The organism is Synechococcus sp. GEYO, from assembly GCF_900473955.1.
Lineage (GTDB): Bacteria > Cyanobacteriota > Cyanobacteriia > PCC-6307 > Cyanobiaceae > Synechococcus_C.
On sequence record NZ_UCNL01000008.1, the window covers coordinates 121113 to 138343 of the forward strand.

Here is a 17231-nt window from a genome sequence, read left to right on the forward strand (position 1 = left end):
TGGATGTGGCTGTCAGTCCGTCGCTCACACGTGCACCGTTGTTGCATTTGAAACTAGCGAAGCGGCGTCTCATAAAGTCGCCACCTGCATTGGCACGTGGAGTGGCAAACACGTTTCTGCTCGAGATCGGCACCGAAGAACTACCGGCTGATTTCGTGCGCTCAGCGCTCCAGCAGTTGGAGCAGCGTGTCCGCACTGATCTGAAGGAGCTGCGGCTTGACCATGGACAGCTCTCCGTCACGGGCACACCCCGTCGTTTGCTAGTTCAGATCAGTGATCTCATCGATTCACAACCTGATCTTGAGGAAGATCGAAAGGGCCCTCCTGTGTCCCAGGCGCTGGTTGACGGCCAGCCTGGACCGGCTGCCATCGGTTTCGCTAAGCGTTGTGGCGTGGACCCTTCGCAGCTCGAAAGTCGAGAGACGCCCAAGGGCCCCTGTCTGTTTGCGAGCGTTTGCACACCTGGTCAAGAGAGCTCTGTTCTGTTGCAGGACTTCATCCCCCAGTGGATCGACTGCCTTCAGGGTCGTCGGTTCATGCGCTGGGGAAGTGGAGAGCAGCGGTTCAGTCGACCCGTGCGTTGGCTGGTCGCTCTGCTGGGTGAGACCTTGATCCCAGTGACGCTCAATGCATCTGATCCCCTCGTGCGCAGTGGTCGTCACAGTCGTGGCCACCGTCTCCACGACTCACTCGCTGAGCTGAAGTCAGCGGATGAACTCCCCGCGCGTCTGGCTGAAGCCGGTGTGATGGTGGATCGCGATCGGCGTGCCGAAACCATTCGCAGTTGCATTGCTGCGGAGGCAGCGTCTTGCGGTGGTGAGGCGGATTGTCCTGAGAGTTTGTTTCAGGAGCTGGTGGATCTGGTGGAGGCCCCGCTTGTCCTCAAGGGTGAAATTGCCGATCAGTATCTGGATCTACCCCCAGAAGTGATTGTCACGGTGATGCAGTCGCATCAGCGCTATGTCCCGCTCAGACGACCGAACGCGACTGCCGATCCACTGCAGCTTGAGGCTCGCAATGTGTTGCTGTCTGATTTTCTGCTGGTTGGCAATGGACTGCCGGATGCCTCCAACACGATTGTCAGTGGTAATCAGCGAGTTCTGAGCGCTCGACTTGCTGATGCGGAGTTTTTCCTCAACGTTGACCGCCGTCAGCCCAGCGAGCAGCGCCGTCAGGAGCTCGATCGCGTCACCTTTGCCGAAGGTCTCGGCAGCCTGCTGGATCGCACCGAGCGGATTGGCTGGGTGATGGAGCAGCTGGTTCAGGCTCTGGCAACCAGCGACTCACTGGCAGACCATGGACGCCGTGCGGCCCATCTCTGCAAGAACGATCTTGTCTGCCAGATGGTGGGTGAATTCCCGGAACTTCAAGGCCTGATGGGCGGCAAATATCTGCTTGAAGAGGGTGAGCACCGCGATGTTGCCTTGGCAGTGGCTGAGCACTATCAACCCGCCGGATCCGGCGACGCACCTCCCTCAAGCGAAGCCGGTGCCCTGTTGGCGCTGGCGGAGCGCCTGGAGCTTCTGCTCAGCATTTTCGCCAAAGGTCAACGCCCGACGGGCTCGTCCGATCCTTATGCGCTTCGCCGTGCTGGCAACGGGATCGTTCAGATCCTCTGGGATCGTGGCTGGCGCCTCCCGCTGCAAACTCTCTTGGGCAAAGCAGCACACCACTGGGCAGGGTTGTTCCCAGCGTTTCAGTTCGACGCGGCTTCTCTTGCCAATGATCTGGGACAGCTTTTGCGCCAACGCATGGTGTCTCAGTTCGAGGAAGATGGTTTTCCCCCCGATCTTGTGCAGGCCGTGAGCGGAGAGGGCGTCAGTAGCGCACGCCTGCTTCAGGATCCGATTGATGCGCGTGAACGGTTGTTGTTGCTCCAGGATCTGCGGGCTGATGGCCGGCTTCAAGCGGTTCAGGCTGTGGTTCAACGGGCATCCAAGCTCGCCGAGAAAGGAGATCTCGACAGGTCTCAACTGGTTCCGGATCGCGTGATCGAAGCCTCGTTGTTCGGCTCCCCCAGTGAGTCTGATCTGCTGAAGCAGTTGGAGACCCTCAGTCCGCTTGCTGAGGCCTCTGATTACGAAGGTCTGGCATCAGAGCTCCAGGGTGCTGCCCGAGCCCTCGAAGCCTTCTTCGACGGTGAAAACAGTGTGATGGTGATGGCTGAGGACGAAGCAGTGCGACGCAACCGTCTGAACCTGTTGGGTGTACTGCGCAATCAGGCTTCCGTTTTGGCGTGTTTCGACAACATCCAGTCATGAACAGCGGGGTGAGCCCGTCAACGGCCGAGCTCAGCCGCTTATGAGCTCAGCTGCTGGTGACTTTTGTACGCTCCTCGATAGTTGAAGCTGGGTCTTCGCTGGCCTTCGATTGGATCGCCTGGGCCGCTTCCTCGGCAAGGAAGTCTCCGTCTGAGCGACCTACAGCTGAGGGAACAGACCCGTAGTTCGACGGTGCCAGTGCCTGACCACGCAAAAGGCTTCCCACAGTGCGCAGGGTGAGTTTGACCTGCTGCCAGGGATTCATCATCACCACTCGCTTGTACAAGTAGCTGTCGAAGGTGAGCTTCTGTACATCGCGGTCATCGCACATCTCCACGAAGGCTTCGCGAGCGGCGTCGTTCCGGTAGAAAATCCTTTGGAGAATATCGAGCACCGCATAAGTGGCGCCGTACTTGCGGTCCCAGCGCTTCAGGTAGGTGGACTTGATCTGCTTCTCAGTGGGGATGCAGCTGCCGTTGGCTGAGATCTCCACGATGGCTTCAGCACACATCCGTCCACTCTTGGCAGCGAAGTAAATCCCCTCACCGGAGCTCTTGGTGACATAACCAGCGGCGTCGCCCACGAGGGCCATCCGACCCACGACGCGTCTTGGACGGGGGTGCTCTGGGATGGGATGAGCTTCGACCTTGATCACCTCACCTTTGAACAGACGCTTGCGCGCACGTTCACGAATGCCTTTCTGCAGACCCTTGATCAACGACTGGTTCTGCTGCATCGTTCCTGTTCCCACAGCCACGTGGTCGAACTTGGGGAACACCCAGGCATAGAAGTCAGGGGAGACATCGGTGCCGACGTACATCTCGGCGAGATCCTCGTAATAGGTCATCTCCTCAGCAGGCAGCTTGATGCGTTCCTGGAAAGCGATGGCCACGTTGTAATCACCGGCATCCATTGCCTTAGCGACGCGGGAATTGGCGCCGTCGGCGCCAATTATCAGATCCACCTCGAGAGTCTTCATCTCACCGGTGGGCCCACCGGTGCTGTAGTCCGCGTAATGCAGGGTGTAGGGCCCCTGGCGATTGGTTCCGGTATCAATCTTCTGAACGAGCGCATTCACAAGGGTCGCCCCGAGCTCAGCGGAACGGTTGCGCAGGAAGGCGTCAAAAACCTCGCGACGACACATGCCGATGTAGGCATCGTTGTCGTAACCGAGTGGGTCCAGCCGGATGTCCACCTCCTTGTTGGAGGGGGAAATCATCTTCATGTTGCGGACTTTTCGATCGATGATCGATTCGGGAAGTTCGAATTCCTCGACCATGCAGAGAGGGATCGCTCCTCCGCAGGGCTTTGCGTTGTCGAGTTTGCGCTCGAATATCCAGGTGCTGATGCCAGCTTTTGCAAGCACTTCGGCCGCGCAGGATCCACTCGGACCTCCGCCGATGACGGCAACTCTCAGCATCTCAGCACACTCCGCTGGACTCTAAATTGAAGCTACACCGCAATCCGTTGTTTCGCCGCTGGGACTGGCGCCCCCCCTTACGATCGAAACATCATTGAAATGCTCTTTTGTCTCGGGCTGTCGCCACCCGCAGCAGGAAGCGTGACAGCAGCCGCGATGACATCCCCATCGCCCGCCGCAGTCGTTCCTATCAACCGAAGCGGGGGAGTGGCTTAGGTCTTCTCCTCACCTGTGGGTTGGTTTTTTCACTGTCGTTGGCCACAGTGATGTTCCTTCCGGAACTGCTGCCCTTCGGTTCCAAAACACAGGTGGTGGAAGGCATTGATGAAATGCCAGGACGAGATGGTCGCTTGCTGGGTCATTTCCCCTATGCAGAAGCTGTCGTAGATCAATTGGTGCCAGTGGGGGCGGGCATTGAATTGCATCGAGACGCCGCTATCTCTCTTGATGCCATGCGCCGTGCGGCTGCAGCTGATGGTGTTGATCTGAGATTGCTGAGCGGTTATCGCTCCCAGGAGCTCCAAAAAAGTATTTTCTTCGACGTCAAATCAGAGCGAAATCAAACGGCTGCAGAGCGGGCCAAGGTCTCGGCGCCACCTGGTTATTCCGAACACAGCACTGGTTATGCCGTCGACCTCGGTGATGGGGCAGATCCAGCCACGAATCTCTCTGCCTCGTTTGAACAGACCGACGCCTTCAGTTGGCTTCAGGATCATGCAGCCAGCTATCACTTCACGCTTTCATTCCCTGCGGTGAATTCGCAGGGTGTCAGCTACGAGCCTTGGCACTGGCGATTTGAAGGTTCAGCGGATGCATTGCGAAGGTTTGAACCCGCACGTCGCCTGGCCAATGGAGGTTGATGGTTGAAACTCGATGTGATTGGCAGTCGTTCTGCTCGAGTGGTGATTTGCGCTGATCTCGGGCACTGATCTTGAGCAACCTTCGGCCAGACCGTCCACATCGACCCGAAACGATCTCACGTTGAGATAAGGTGCGTCGACTGCGCCTGCGGGCGCTAAGAGACATTCCGCAACCTACAGACTCCTATGAGCGCCCAGCAAAAGGCGATTCGCAATATCGCGATCATCGCCCACGTTGACCATGGAAAGACGACCCTGGTCGACTCACTGCTGGCCCAGTCAGGCATTTTCCGTGACAACGAAGCAGTCCCCACCTGCGTCATGGATTCCAACGATCTGGAGCGTGAGCGCGGAATCACCATCCTTTCCAAAAACACGGCTGTCACTTACAACGACACCCGTATCAACATTGTTGACACGCCTGGACACGCTGATTTCGGCGGTGAGGTGGAGCGTGTGCTCGGAATGGTGGACGGCTGCCTGTTGATCGTTGATGCCAATGAAGGTCCGATGCCTCAGACCCGTTTTGTGCTGAAAAAAGCACTCGAGCAGGGTCTGCGTCCCATCGTTTTCGTCAACAAGATTGACCGTGCTCGGGTTGATCCTGAAACAGCTGTCGACAAGGTTCTGGATCTGTTCCTTGAGCTCGGTGCTGACGACGATCAGTGTGATTTTCCATATTTATTTGGAAGCGGCCTGGGGGGATTCGCCAAGCCCGATATGAAAACCGAGAGCGACAACATGCGTCCGCTCTTCGATGCAATCCTGCGCCATGTTCCGCCTCCGGTTGGCGATTCCACCAAGCCTTTGCAGCTTCAGATCACCACACTTGATTACTCCGATTTTCTCGGTCGGATCATCATTGGCCGGGTGCACAACGGCGTGATCAAGCAGGGTCAGAATGCAGTCCTGATCAAAGATGACGGTAACCTCAAGAAGGGCCGGATCAGCAAACTGCTTGGCTTTGAGGGTCTGCAGCGTGTGGACATCGCTGAAGCCAGTGCTGGTGATCTGGTGGCTGTTGCCGGTTTCGACGAAGTCAACATTGGCGAGACCATCGCCTGCCCAGATGAACCCAAGGCACTTCCACTCATCAAGGTTGATGAGCCAACCCTGCAGATGACCTTTGTGGTCAACGACTCACCGTTTGCAGGCAAAGAAGGCAAGTTTGTGACCAGTCGTCAGGTGCGCGACCGTCTTCAGCGGGAGCTGCTCACCAACGTTGCACTGCGCGTCGAAGACACGGACTCGCCGGATCGTTTTGCAGTAAGTGGTCGCGGTGAACTGCACCTCGGCATCCTGATCGAAACCATGCGACGCGAGGGATACGAATTCCAGGTGTCCCAGCCACAGGTGATTTTCAGGACCATCGACGGCACACCCTGCGAACCCGTTGAGACCCTTGTCATGGACGTCCCCGAAGCCGCTGTGGGCAGCTGCATCGAAAAGCTGGGATCACGCAAGGCTGAGATGCAGAACATGGAAACCAGTGCTGATGGCCGTACGCAGTTGGAATTTGTCGTTCCTTCCCGTGGCCTGATTGGTTTCCGCGGTGAATTCATCCGCGCCACCCGTGGTGAAGGGATCATGAGCCATTCTTTCTTCGAATACCGCCCGATGACGGGTGATTTCGACACCCGCCGCAACGGTGTGTTGATTGCATTTGAAGAGGGCACAGCCACCTTCTATGCCCTCAAGAATGCTGAAGACCGCGGTCAGTTCTTCATTGCTCCAGGAACAAAGGTCTACAAGGGCATGATCATCGGCGAGAACAATCGTCCTCAGGATCTCGAGATCAATGTCTGCAAGTCGAAGCAGCTCACCAACATGCGTTCTGCGGGTGCTGAAGAACTCGACACCCTTCAGGCACCTGTGCAGATGACGCTGGAGCGGGCCCTCGAATACATCGGCCCCGGCGAAATGCTTGAGGTCACTCCGGAATCGATCCGTCTGCGCAAACTTCCTGCGAAGAAGATGGCTAAGCGTTGAGTCCGGCCGACGATCCCCGTTTCCCGCAAGCTCTGGAACTGTTCAATTCCGGAGCCTGGTATGAGGCCCACGATGCCTTTGAGGAGATCTGGCATGAACAGATCGATCCCGACCGCAAGTTGATTCAGGCGATCGTTCAGATCGCTGTCGCCCATGTTCACCTCGAACGGGGAAACACCCGCGGTGCAACCATTCTTCTCGGTGAAGGCATCGGGCGTCTCAGGCCCTCATTGCCTAGCGCGTTGGGACTTGACCTCGACGCGTTGCATACGGCTGTCGCTGACCGCCTGAGCGCCCTTCAATCCGGCTCAGACCCGGAGGCACTACCGCCACCCCGACTGCTTGCAGCGGAGTGATTCATGGGACCATGTCAAATCACCTTTTCAGCTCCTTGCCCGATCGTGTTTCCACCGTTTCAGCGATCGATGACTTTGCTCCGCTCTTCCGTGATCTGGTGGGCTGGTCTGCTCCTTTCCTTGGTCGGACCTTCTCTTGCCCAGGAGTTTGTTACACCTCTTGAGGGTCCCCCATCGGACGACGGCTTGATCACCATCGAATCCGACAGCCAGACAGCCGACAACGTCACTGGCGTGGTCACTGCTATCGGGAATGTCCGCATTGTTTACCCCTCCCGCGGAACGGTGGCGACCTCACGTCAGGCTCAGTACTTCAGTCGCGAGGGACGCTTGGTGTTGAGTGGTGATGTCGACGTGGTGCAGGAAGATGGCAGCACACTCAGGGCTGAACGTGTGACCTACAACCTTGAGGATGAGCGGGCTGTCGCAGTGCCATCGAGTGGCGGACAGGTGCGCTCAACCATGATCCTGCGCCCGGATCAGCCAGCGCAGACCCCGCTGACGCCATGAGTCTCAGTCTCAATCGAGTCTCTCTCGCCCTGGGTGGTAGACCTCTGGTGAAAGACCTCACGCTGACACTGGAACCGGGTGAAGTGATCGGTCTTCTGGGGCCAAACGGTGCCGGTAAAACCACAAGCTTCAATCTCGTTATCGGTCTGCTCAAGCCCGATCAAGGCGAGATTTTGATGGATGGACATCCTGTTGCCAGTCTTTCCATGCCTCAGAGGGCACGGCTCGGGATCGGTTACCTGCCTCAAGAACCCAGTGTTTTTAGGCAATTATCTGTCCGGGAGAATCTGGAGCTCGTTCTTGCCCAGACCGGTCTTGCTAAGCCACAGGCCCGCGAACGCCTGCATCAACTGATTGACGATTTTCATTTGCAGCCGTTTCTGAATCGCAAGGGTTTCCAGCTGTCAGGTGGTGAGCGTCGACGCTGCGAAGTGGCCCGCGCGCTAGCGGTCGGGCTTGAAGGCCCCCGTTATCTGCTGTTGGACGAGCCTTTTGCTGGGGTGGATCCACTGGCTGTGGCCGACCTGCAGCAACTGATTCAGGCACTGCGTCAACGGGGGATGGGAATTCTGATCACCGATCACAACGTGAGGGAAACCCTTTCCATCACCGATCGGGCCTACATCCTCACGGACGGGAGTGTTCTGGCCTCTGGTCTCTCGGATCAGGTGGCGTCCGATCCTCTGGTGCGCCGTCATTACCTCGGTGAGGGATTTCAGCTGTGATGGAGGCTTTGATTTACAGAATTAAAACTCAACTGCGCAGGATTCCGCTGCTTGATCGCTGGCTGCTCGGCGAGTTGATTGGCCCTCTTTTGTTCGCCATCGCCATGTTCACGGTGCTCGCCATCACTGTGGGAGCGCTGTTCGAGCTGGTTCGTCTGATATCTGAAAAAAATCTGCCTGTGCTGATTGCTATGCAGGTGTTGTTGGAGCGTCTGCCCGGCTTCCTTGTGCTGTCTTTCCCGATGGCAACCTTGTTCGCCACGTTGCTGGCTTATGGCCGACTCTCCAGCAACAGCGAACTTACAGCTCTGCGAAGTGTTGGTGTTACGTCCACTCGCATGATTATTCCTGCGCTGGTGCTGGCGTTGGTGATGTCCAGCCTCACCTTTATGTTCAACGACGTCTTGGTGCCGCGCAGTAATCGGTCGGCGGAGGTGACCTTGAGCAATGCGCTTGGCGCTGCCATCGCCTCGGAGAAAGGTGACGACATTATTTATTCTCGATTTGGACGGCTAGAGCAGGCCGATGGTTCCACAAAAAAGGGTTTGCAGCAGCTCTTTTATGCGGGCAAATTTCGTGATGGAACGATGATTAATGTCACCCTGCTCGATTTTTCACGCGCTGGTTTTACACAGATGTTGCAAGCGGAGACCGCTGTATGGAACGAAAACGAAGCGAAGTGGGAATTTTTGAATGGTCAGATCCTTACGTTGACGCCTTCAGGAAGCACCACTTCTGCGGATTTCGATCGATATTTGTACCCACTGAGTGCAGCACCGATCAGGATCGCCCAACTGCCGAAGGATGCACGCAATATGACCGTGGCTGAGGCGTTGCAGGCTGAGCAGTTACTTCAGAACTCTGGTGATTTGAAGGGAGCCAGAAAATTGCAGGTTCGGATCCAGGAGAAATTCACTTTTCCTATGGCGTGCCTTGTTTTCGGATTGATTGGAGCAAGCCTTGGCGCTAAACCAAATAATCGAACCAATCGAGGCCAGGGTTTTGCGCTCAGTATCGTGATGATTTTGACGTATTACTTGCTTGCTTCAAGCTTCAGTGCACTGGGTGTCAAAGGGACGTTGACACCAATACTGGCTGCATGGAGCCCGATCATGATCTGTCTCGGGGGTGGCGGTTTCTTACTTCGACAGGCCAGTCGATGAGCCAGACCGTCAGAATCAATGTCAGTACGTCCTCTGCTTGAGGTGGTTGATGGGGTTTTCCGGTCTGGAAGCGATCGTTTCGGAACCTGTTCTGCTTCTGGGTCTGATGGCCTTTGCCTTTCTCTTGGTCGCTCTGCCGTGGAGTTTCTGGGCATTGTCCAATGGTCGGAGCTCCAGCGGTGTGCGCTCGCTGATCGCCCTTTCCAACCTCTTGCTCACCTCTCAGCTTGTGCTGCGCTGGTGGCAATCGGGACACTTCCCGATCAGTAACCTCTACGAATCGCTCTGTTTTCTGGCCTGGGCCTGCACACTCACCCAACTTCTGGTTGAACGCAACTGGACATCGCCACTGGTGGCAGCTGCCGCAACCCCGATGGGCCTTGGCTGTATTGCCTTTGCCAGCTTTGCTTTACCTGACCAGCTGCAGCAAGCATCACCACTCGTGCCGGCCCTGCGCAGTAGCTGGTTGGTGATGCATGTCAGCGTGATCATGGTCAGCTACGCGGCTCTGATGGTGGGGTCATTGTTGTCGGTTGCCGTGCTGCTGACGGACCGTGGTGAAGAGTTGGAACTTCGCAGCAGCTCCATCGGAACCGGTTCTTATCGACGACCGAAGCTGTTGTCGATGCAAGGCGCTGTTGCCGTCCAGAACCCGCCGGAAGTTCAGCTTTCATCCATTCATTTCAGTCGCACCGAGCAGCTCGACAGCTTGAGCTATCGCACGATCACCGTGGGTTTTCTATTGCTCACCGTCGGCATCATTAGTGGGGCCGTTTGGGCGAATGAGGCTTGGGGAAGTTGGTGGAGTTGGGATCCCAAAGAAACTTGGGCGTTGATTTGCTGGCTGGTCTATGCCGCCTATCTCCACACACGTCTGAGCAGAGGCTGGCAAGGTCGGCGTCCGGCACTTGTCGCCGCTTTCGGTTTGGTGGTGATTGTTGTGTGTTACATCGGGGTCAATCTTCTTGGCATCGGATTGCACAGCTATGGATGGTTTTTCGAGTAAGCACCAATCACAAAGGTTCAGCTGATCTCATGTTGTGTTGATCAGTTGATTGATATCCCCTTAGAAGCCACCTGAAACACAGTAAGTGTTTGATCGGTTCACGCTTTCCGTCCGGTTCAAGTTGCGATCAGATTTTTCGGACTCTTGTCTGCCAATGAAGCATTCTCAGGCCAACAGAGTATGAAGGAGATAAAAATCTCTATGGCTATTTTTTAGCAGCTCGGGGATTGGAGTCTTGAAGCCTTATGCTCATGGCAAATGATGGCAGGTTCTTTAGGTAGTGCTATTAATGGTAAAAGTCAATCACTCATGAAGCGCAACTCCTTACTTTCTCTCTCAGGTTTCACAGCAGCATGTGTCATTGGAGCGCCTGTAATGAGTTCTGAATTTATGATCAATCAAATGGTTGATGCTTATTGCTCAATCATGAAAGGAGAAAATGTAAGCGTTATGAACTCATATGATCGAGGCATGAATGAAGGAATGGCTATAGGATTGGTTATGGGTCAATACCCAGAAAAGATTGACCAAATTGCCTCAATGAGCGAGCAACAAATCAACAGTAGATTTTACCCTGGGATTGAGCAAAGATGTCCTCAGTATTCATTTGGCGTCAAGTAGCAATTAGTCTGAAATAATCTATGTTTCTGACAGAAATGATTCTTCTCACTCTGTTTTCTGTTCTGCTGACCTCTGGCACTTCTGCGATTGCTGAAGAGCTGATTTATCTCCATTGCAAAGGCGATCTCACCTCAAAAGTTGCCAATACAAATACTTCTGAAATCATTCAGCAAAACAAAGGCAAGCAAAGCGAGACATTCATCATTGATCCTCAGAGAAGAATGGTGATGTTCAAGGGCGGTCAATGGTTGAATGCTGAGATGATTGACGGTGTACTCTCTAGTACAGGCAGGTCTGGACAAGGTTTCAGTACAAGTGAAGAAACAATCCGAATCAGTCTTGATCCTGTAAGTGAGTACACCTATGCGCAGAGGATTCAACAAAGGAATATCACTATGGAAATTAATGTAATAGGCACCTGTCAAGAAGTTGATTCTTCGTCATTGTGATGGAGGATCAACAGCGAATCATCTTACTCTTTTCTGTTCGATGCCCGTATAGATCTCATGCCTTTGCTAACGACATCATTGGTTGTTAAATAAATTTCTCACAATAGAACCAATGATTAATTGAAATGCTGTTTATCTCTTTGAATGTATGAGAAGCTGCGCCTTTCTCCGCTAATCATCTTCTGCTTCAGCCAAGGCGGTAAACCATTCTCTGAGTTGTGTTGGTGTCTTGACTCCTATCCGTGTAAGCCCCTTCACGAGTTGCTTGCAGTCTCTTGGACTCAAATAAATTTCTGTCTCGATCTGAATCAGCTCATCGTAGAGACCCCTCTGCTCATCCGATAGATCTTTGTACCAATGCCAGTCGATGAGCACTGCTCCACTGCGAGTTGCTCTCAGTATCAGTTCTGCAGCTGAAGCTGTCTTCCCCCATACGTACCAAAAATAGACCAATGACACTGCATGATTGGCTCTAACGGGCTATTGAACTGATGACTGTTGATCATGTTCAAATCGGTCTACAAAATTGACTGTATAGCTTGGTATGTGTTTGGAGAACCTTGCATGTAGCCGCATTCGAATTTGAGGGAGTTCAGTTCAGTCTGACCTGTTCTTGCCAAAGTCATGAACTTGATAAATATCAACGAATTGACCTGCCTTATCTTTTCCCTCTAAATACACTTCTTTCCAACGGCCAAATGACCCTAGTTCAATCGTTTGGTTGAACTGTTGCAATGCTTCTGCATAGGTTTCAAAGCAATCGACTTCAATTAAGAGACTGCCGTCATTTAGGTGCACAACATAACAGGCTCCTTTCAATCTTGAATTTGCCATGGTTGCCTGGAAATTGAGGTAATGGAACCCCAAAAATGATATTTTGATTCTACAAGTTTACATGTCTTATGTCGTTTCTTTTTTCCATGAATGCCTGCTGAACTGCTTGTATGAAGATTCAGCTTGGTTTCATATCGGGATCCAGTCCTTTCGAGATCTGTCGAATCGAAAACCGTTTGTTAGCTACTTGTTCATGTCACGCTCCCCTCCAACCCACCTCCACAAATCAGCTCTGTCTGGCGTGCATGACAGTGTTAGGGATACTATCGTCACACTAAGTGCTCGAACTCAATGGATCATCTGAGATGCTAGATTTTGAATTCCTATAAAATTAAAGTTAGTTCGTGTTTTTGATTCGTACAAGATCAAGATGATTTCTCATGATGCCTGACAGTAACAAGCTACAATCCGCTGAATATGAGTTTTCTGGCGAAAATTTTTGCTTGATGCGTGAGACGGTTCAAGATGAGGCTTATGTTTTGTATATGGAGGACAATGGAAAATGGGCTGAGATGAATTGGCAAGGCTATTTCGAAGACGGTGATATTGATACGTTGAAAATGATTGAAGAAATTACTAATAACATTATTGCTCTTGATGATTGGCTCCCTGATTCACAGATGCCATCAAAGCCGTTTGCTTATTACGAGGAAGGTCATATCTATTCTTTCTGGAACCAGAAAATTGAAAAAACGGTGGAAGTCGAAGCATCATGCTTGGATGAAGCTTCTAAGATTATGTTTGGTGATGGTGAGTATGATCCGAATAATTGGAAGTTGGTTTTGATTGATCAGGAGCCGATCACGCAAGCTTGATGGCTAATGACTCTGATTCTTGAGATCAATAACCTGAGATTTCATATCAAGATGCTGAGCTCAGCCTGTTGACTAAACTGGTTTTAGTAAGTCATTTCAGACAATGCCTTTACGGATCATTATAGCTTCGTTGATGGTTTGTCTTTTAACGTTTGTCCCTCCAGGTCTGGCTTCCAATTTTGATTCTTATCTCAAGGATGGTGCTGAAAAATTACAATCCGGCGATTATCATGGAGCCTTGATTGAATTCAATAGGGCCATTGAGCTGGATCCAGAGAATGCAGCTGCATACCAATATCGTGGTGTTACTAAAGCTAGATATGGTGATTTTGAGGGTTCAATTATTGATTACAGCAGGTCAATAGAGCTTGACTCAACAAGTAGCGAAACGTATGGCAGTCGAGGTATTGCGAGGGCGCGATCTGGTGATCTATCTGGTGCCATTCTTGATTTCGATGTTGCGATTCAAATGAATCCTAACGATGGCGCAGCCCACTTCAATCATGGAATGGCGATGGAAATGTCAAACGATCTTGAACGAGCATGTTTGGATTGGGCCCAAGCTGACCAGCTTGGTGATTCTCAATCTATTGTTTTTATCAGAAAGTACTGCAGACCCTAGAAAATAAGATATTTGCCTAAGTATGCTTGTCGTAAACTTAATTGGCTAGAAGTGTTTGTTCAATACTGATTCAGTAATGATTAAAAATTTTACGATGCGTATGGCAATCGATGAAAAACGATTTCTTTATTATCCTTCAGATTGAGTTAATTGGTTTTGAACAAATCAGAAGCCATATCCCGGAAACCCGACAAATTTTTTCCTGGAGCCCTCTTATTAGGCCGAATTGAATTTCCCGGACGTAAGGCATTCGGAGCAAAGTTAACCAGAACGCGCTCAGGCTGATCCGCTTCTGCTGCTGCAAGTTGAGCTGCGATCGCTTCGGCTGTTGTTAACGATAGCTTTTTCTCTTTGGACGCATCAACTGAATTTGAGTCAGTTGAATTTTGCTCAAACTCAGTTGTTGCGCTGTTTTGTCCGCTCTGAACTTCCGAACTTTCGTCCGAAGAGGCAATTGTGGTGACTTCGGATCTTTGATCTTCGACAATTTCACTGATCTCTGCTGATGCTGTTGGTTGCAGGGGACGTAGCAGAACAATTCCGACAGCAAGCACTAACAAGGATATAACCGTCGCAGGGAGTCCCAGAGTGCGACCTTGAAAGTTCCAGAGAATCGATGAACCAGTAAGCCCGAGCACGCCTGCGATCGCCAGCAAGGGGCCGAGCAGTTTCACTAGAAGATTTTTCATGACACAATTATGGCGAATTCAATCCAGTTGATGTGAGCTGGACCGTTGTGGGAGATCAACAAGCTTGATCCTGATCCAGACGGTGCCTGATGCCTGTGCAAATTTTTCCTTGTGTTTGATCTTGAAGTCAATGATGTATCAAAGTCATCATTCAGGTTGACATTGTGACACCCGAGCTGTTTTTGATTCTGTGATGTTCTTTGGTTGTTTAATTGCTCAAGGATTGCAAAGAATTGATTGCGAGAATTCATTCGCTTTCATTTCGCTTGGTCTGATCTGGCCTCTAAATCTTATTAGGAAGTCTAGCAATTGATTCTTATCACGCGGCTGTATTGGCTTAAAGTTTTTAGTAACCGCGCTGTTCTTGTTCACGCATCTGGAGCCGTATTTTTTGGTATTGAAGAATTGCTCGCTCTTTGCTGAGATGTGGAAACAGTGCTGATGCTTCTTGTTGATTGATGGGATCCAGTAACCAATCATCATGTCGTTCTGGTGCAACGTCCTCGGCTGATCGCTCCCATCGTTGATGGATAGGCAGCCAGCCAAACCAGCGTCGGCGCCATTGGCTAAAGGTTTCAAGAGGATGCATGGATGTTTTCTATGGAGTCGATATTTTCCGTTTCGATTAGGCTTGAAAACTCACGCGTTGATAACAGAACCACAGCCATTGCTGAAAGAGAAGATTTCGGTGTGATCTCCAAAGAGTCTGAGGATGGTCGGAATCAAAGTTCTGTGGTGGCGGTACATCGCCCCGGGCTTTGTCTCGTTCCATTTCCGCCAGAATTCTGTCGACGTTGTATTCGGGATGCCCAAGATGCATCAGTTGTCGTTGATCTGGTGTTTCGAAGATCGTGTAGCCGACCGACTCTCCATGTGCCAGTAGTCGCAGACGCCCCTGTCGTTGGGCTGCCTCCATCGCGGTATCTGGAAGCGTCGCGTAGCGACTTTGCGGACAGAGAAATTGATCGTTTTGAGTTCCCATCAGAGAATGGCCTGGCACAAGGCTGCGCATCGGAAACACCCCAAAGAGTTTCTGCTGAAGTGGCACTTTGCGTACCCCAGCCAGATACGCCAATGCAAATCCGGCCCAACACAAACCAAGAGTGCTGGCGCAGCTGATGCGTGCTTCATCAACCAGTTTTACGAATTCTCTCCAATAGGTCACCTCTTCAAAATCGAGATGTTCAACAGGTGCGCCGGTGATGATTAATCCATCAAGAGGTCCCTTGGCATTGGCCTCGTCCCAGCTTTTGTAGAGGCCGTCAAGGTGAGATTGGTCCCAGCTCTTGTACGCATGGGTCTGCAAACGAATCCAGATTGGTTCGATCTGCAGCACTGAAAGTCCCAGTGGATGCAGCAGGTTGAATTCGTACTGTTTCCCCAAGGGCATGATGTTCAGAATTCCGATCCTCAAGGGCCGGATGTCCTGACGTTCTGCCTGCTCTGGTTTGATCCAGGAAATGCGATTGCGTTCAACGGCGGTGATCTTGTGATAGTTAGCCGGGAGGATCAGAGCCATGTCACAACATCTCCGATCAGGCGCCCGATGTCAGGGCCTGATCGAAGTCAGCCTTGATGTCGTCAATATGTTCAAGACCCACCGACACCCTCACCATTGTTGGCGTCACGCCGGCGGAAGCTTGCTCACTTTCGCTTAGCTGCTGGTGTGTGGTGGATGCTGGATGGATCACCAATGTCTTGGCATCCCCCACGTTGGCCAGATGGCTTGCGAGTTTCAGGCTGTTGATGAATCGCACTGCATCGTCATAACCGCCGTTGAGCGAGAACATCAACATGCAGCCCATCCCTCGGCCTGTCAGATATTTCTTGGCTGCTGAATGGTATGGATCGCCATTCAGGCCTGGGTAACTAACGCTTGTGACCTTCGGATGCTGTTGCAGCCATTGCGCCAGTTCCATGGCGTTTTGCGCATGGCGTTCGACACGCAGGCTCAGCGTTTCCAGGCCTTGCAGCAGTAAAAAGCTGTTGAAAGGACTCACGGCCGGGCCCCAGTCGCGTAGTCCTTCGACTCGGGCTCTCAGGGCAAAAGCAATGTTTCGATTGTCTGGAAGCCCCAGCATCTTGCAGATGTCACTGCCGAAGCCAAAAGCATCCCAGTGCACAAGACCGTGATACGCAGCGCTGGGCTGGCTCATCAGCGGGAATTTGCCATTGCCCCAATTGAAGGTGCCGGCATCCACAATCACCCCGCCGAGACTGGTGCCATGGCCACCAATCCATTTGGTGGCGCTTTCCACCACCACATCAGCACCATGCTCGATTGGGCGAAGCAAAGCACCGCAGGCCCCGAGGGTGTTGTCCACAATCAGGGGAATGCCTCGCTCTTTGGCGAGAGCTGATAGCCCTTCAAAATCAGGGATGTTGAAGCGGGGGTTGCCCATCGCTTCCACATAGATCGCTTTGGTGTTGTCGTCGATCTGCGCGGCAAAGCTGGCAACATCGTCTCCCTCGGCGAACTTGACGTTGATGCCGAGGCGGGGGAATTGAACCTTGAACTGGTTGTAGGTCCCGCCATAGAGGAATGACGTGGAAACGAAATTATCTCCAGCCTGCATGCAGTTGGTGATGGCCAAGAACTGGGCTGACTGCCCCGATGCCGTGGCAAGCGCTGCGACACCTCCTTCAAGAGCAGCCACCCGCTTTTCGAAGACATCCGTCGTCGGATTCATCAGTCGGGTATAGATATTCCCGAATTCCTTCAGTCCAAACAGATTGGCGCCGTGTTCTGCGTCATTGAAGACGTAGGAACTGGTCTGATAAATCGGTACAGCTCTTGAATTGGTTGTGGGATCAGGGACCTGTCCCGCGTGCAGTTGCAGGGTCTCAAAGTGCTGATCCGTCACGGCGATCGCAAAGAAGTCAATCCATTTCTAGCGGTGCAGCGATCGAG

The 17231-nt window shown here is 52.5% G+C and carries 17 protein-coding genes; 12 read left to right on the forward strand and 5 right to left on the reverse strand.

Going from position 1 to position 17231, the window contains the following annotated elements:
* Positions 1-101: 101 nt before the first annotated feature.
* Entirely contained in the window at positions 102-2261 is a 2160-nt protein-coding gene (gene glyS / locus DXY37_RS07775) for a glycine--tRNA ligase subunit beta (protein ID WP_115126471.1), read from the forward strand.
* A gap of 46 nt (positions 2262-2307) precedes the next feature.
* On the opposite strand, the gene chlP is transcribed toward glyS, so the two are convergent.
* A complete protein-coding gene (gene chlP / locus DXY37_RS07780) occupies positions 2308-3681 on the reverse strand; it encodes a geranylgeranyl reductase (RefSeq protein WP_115126134.1) in 1374 nt (457 codons plus the stop codon).
* A 107-nt stretch (positions 3682-3788) separates the two neighbouring features.
* Here chlP and DXY37_RS07785 point away from each other — a divergent pair, with 107 nt between their 5' ends.
* The 9 genes from DXY37_RS07785 (at position 3789) to DXY37_RS07825 (ending at position 11360) form a co-directional block, all read left to right on the forward strand.
* Positions 3789-4541: a M15 family metallopeptidase gene (locus DXY37_RS07785; protein ID WP_115126135.1), complete on the forward strand. Its 753-nt coding sequence runs from the start codon at positions 3789-3791 to the stop codon at positions 4539-4541.
* A gap of 186 nt (positions 4542-4727) precedes the next feature.
* Positions 4728-6530, forward strand: coding sequence for a translational GTPase TypA (typA, locus tag DXY37_RS07790; protein ID WP_115126136.1), 1803 nt, complete (start codon positions 4728-4730; stop codon positions 6528-6530).
* The gene (locus tag DXY37_RS07795; RefSeq protein WP_115126137.1) at positions 6527-6886 is read left to right on the forward strand and encodes a DUF309 domain-containing protein; all 360 of its coding nucleotides are present in this window, start codon (positions 6527-6529) and stop codon (positions 6884-6886) included. The genes typA and DXY37_RS07795 overlap by 4 nt, the downstream gene beginning before the upstream one ends.
* Positions 6887-6955: 69 nt before the next feature.
* Positions 6956-7396 carry an LptA/OstA family protein gene (locus DXY37_RS07800; RefSeq protein ID WP_115126472.1) on the forward strand — a complete coding sequence of 147 codons (441 nt, stop codon included), beginning with the start codon at positions 6956-6958 and terminating at the stop codon, positions 7394-7396.
* Entirely contained in the window at positions 7393-8121 is a 729-nt protein-coding gene (lptB, locus tag DXY37_RS07805) for an LPS export ABC transporter ATP-binding protein (protein WP_115126138.1), read from the forward strand. The genes DXY37_RS07800 and lptB overlap by 4 nt, the downstream gene beginning before the upstream one ends.
* Entirely contained in the window at positions 8121-9284 is a 1164-nt protein-coding gene (locus tag DXY37_RS07810; RefSeq protein ID WP_115126139.1) for an LptF/LptG family permease, read from the forward strand. Before lptB ends, DXY37_RS07810 begins: the two co-directional genes overlap by 1 nt.
* Positions 9285-9333: 49 nt before the next feature.
* Complete coding sequence (ccsB, locus tag DXY37_RS07815) at positions 9334-10290, forward strand: c-type cytochrome biogenesis protein CcsB (protein ID WP_115126140.1); 957 nt, start codon at positions 9334-9336, stop codon at positions 10288-10290.
* Positions 10291-10551: 261 nt separating this feature from the next.
* Positions 10552-10911 (forward strand): hypothetical protein, encoded by a 360-nt coding sequence (locus tag DXY37_RS07820; protein WP_136975574.1) that lies wholly within the window; start codon positions 10552-10554, stop codon positions 10909-10911.
* A gap of 20 nt (positions 10912-10931) precedes the next feature.
* Complete coding sequence (locus DXY37_RS07825) at positions 10932-11360, forward strand: hypothetical protein (protein WP_115126142.1); 429 nt, start codon at positions 10932-10934, stop codon at positions 11358-11360.
* A gap of 597 nt (positions 11361-11957) precedes the next feature.
* Here DXY37_RS07825 and DXY37_RS07835 read toward each other — a convergent pair.
* Positions 11958-12194 (reverse strand): hypothetical protein, encoded by a 237-nt coding sequence (locus tag DXY37_RS07835; protein ID WP_136975575.1) that lies wholly within the window; start codon positions 12192-12194, stop codon positions 11958-11960.
* A gap of 383 nt (positions 12195-12577) precedes the next feature.
* On the opposite strand from DXY37_RS07835, the gene DXY37_RS07840 reads away from it, so the two are divergent.
* Both DXY37_RS07840 and DXY37_RS07845 read left to right on the forward strand, forming a co-directional pair.
* Entirely contained in the window at positions 12578-13009 is a 432-nt protein-coding gene (locus DXY37_RS07840) for a hypothetical protein (protein WP_136975576.1), read from the forward strand.
* A 103-nt stretch (positions 13010-13112) separates the two neighbouring features.
* Positions 13113-13631, forward strand: coding sequence for a tetratricopeptide repeat protein (locus DXY37_RS07845; RefSeq protein ID WP_115126146.1), 519 nt, complete (start codon positions 13113-13115; stop codon positions 13629-13631).
* A 146-nt stretch (positions 13632-13777) separates the two neighbouring features.
* Here the strand turns inward: DXY37_RS07845 and DXY37_RS07850 are convergent, their stop codons facing one another.
* The 3 genes from DXY37_RS07850 to DXY37_RS07865 form a co-directional block, all read right to left on the reverse strand.
* On the reverse strand, positions 13778-14320 hold the full coding sequence (locus tag DXY37_RS07850; protein WP_115126147.1) for a hypothetical protein: 543 nt from the start codon (positions 14318-14320) through the stop codon (positions 13778-13780).
* Between the two features lie 625 nt (positions 14321-14945).
* Entirely contained in the window at positions 14946-15839 is an 894-nt protein-coding gene (locus DXY37_RS07860) for a homoserine O-succinyltransferase (protein ID WP_115126149.1), read from the reverse strand.
* Between the two features lie 16 nt (positions 15840-15855).
* Complete coding sequence (locus DXY37_RS07865; protein ID WP_115126150.1) at positions 15856-17184, reverse strand: O-acetylhomoserine aminocarboxypropyltransferase/cysteine synthase family protein; 1329 nt, start codon at positions 17182-17184, stop codon at positions 15856-15858.
* Between the last annotated feature and the right edge of the window lie 47 nt (positions 17185-17231).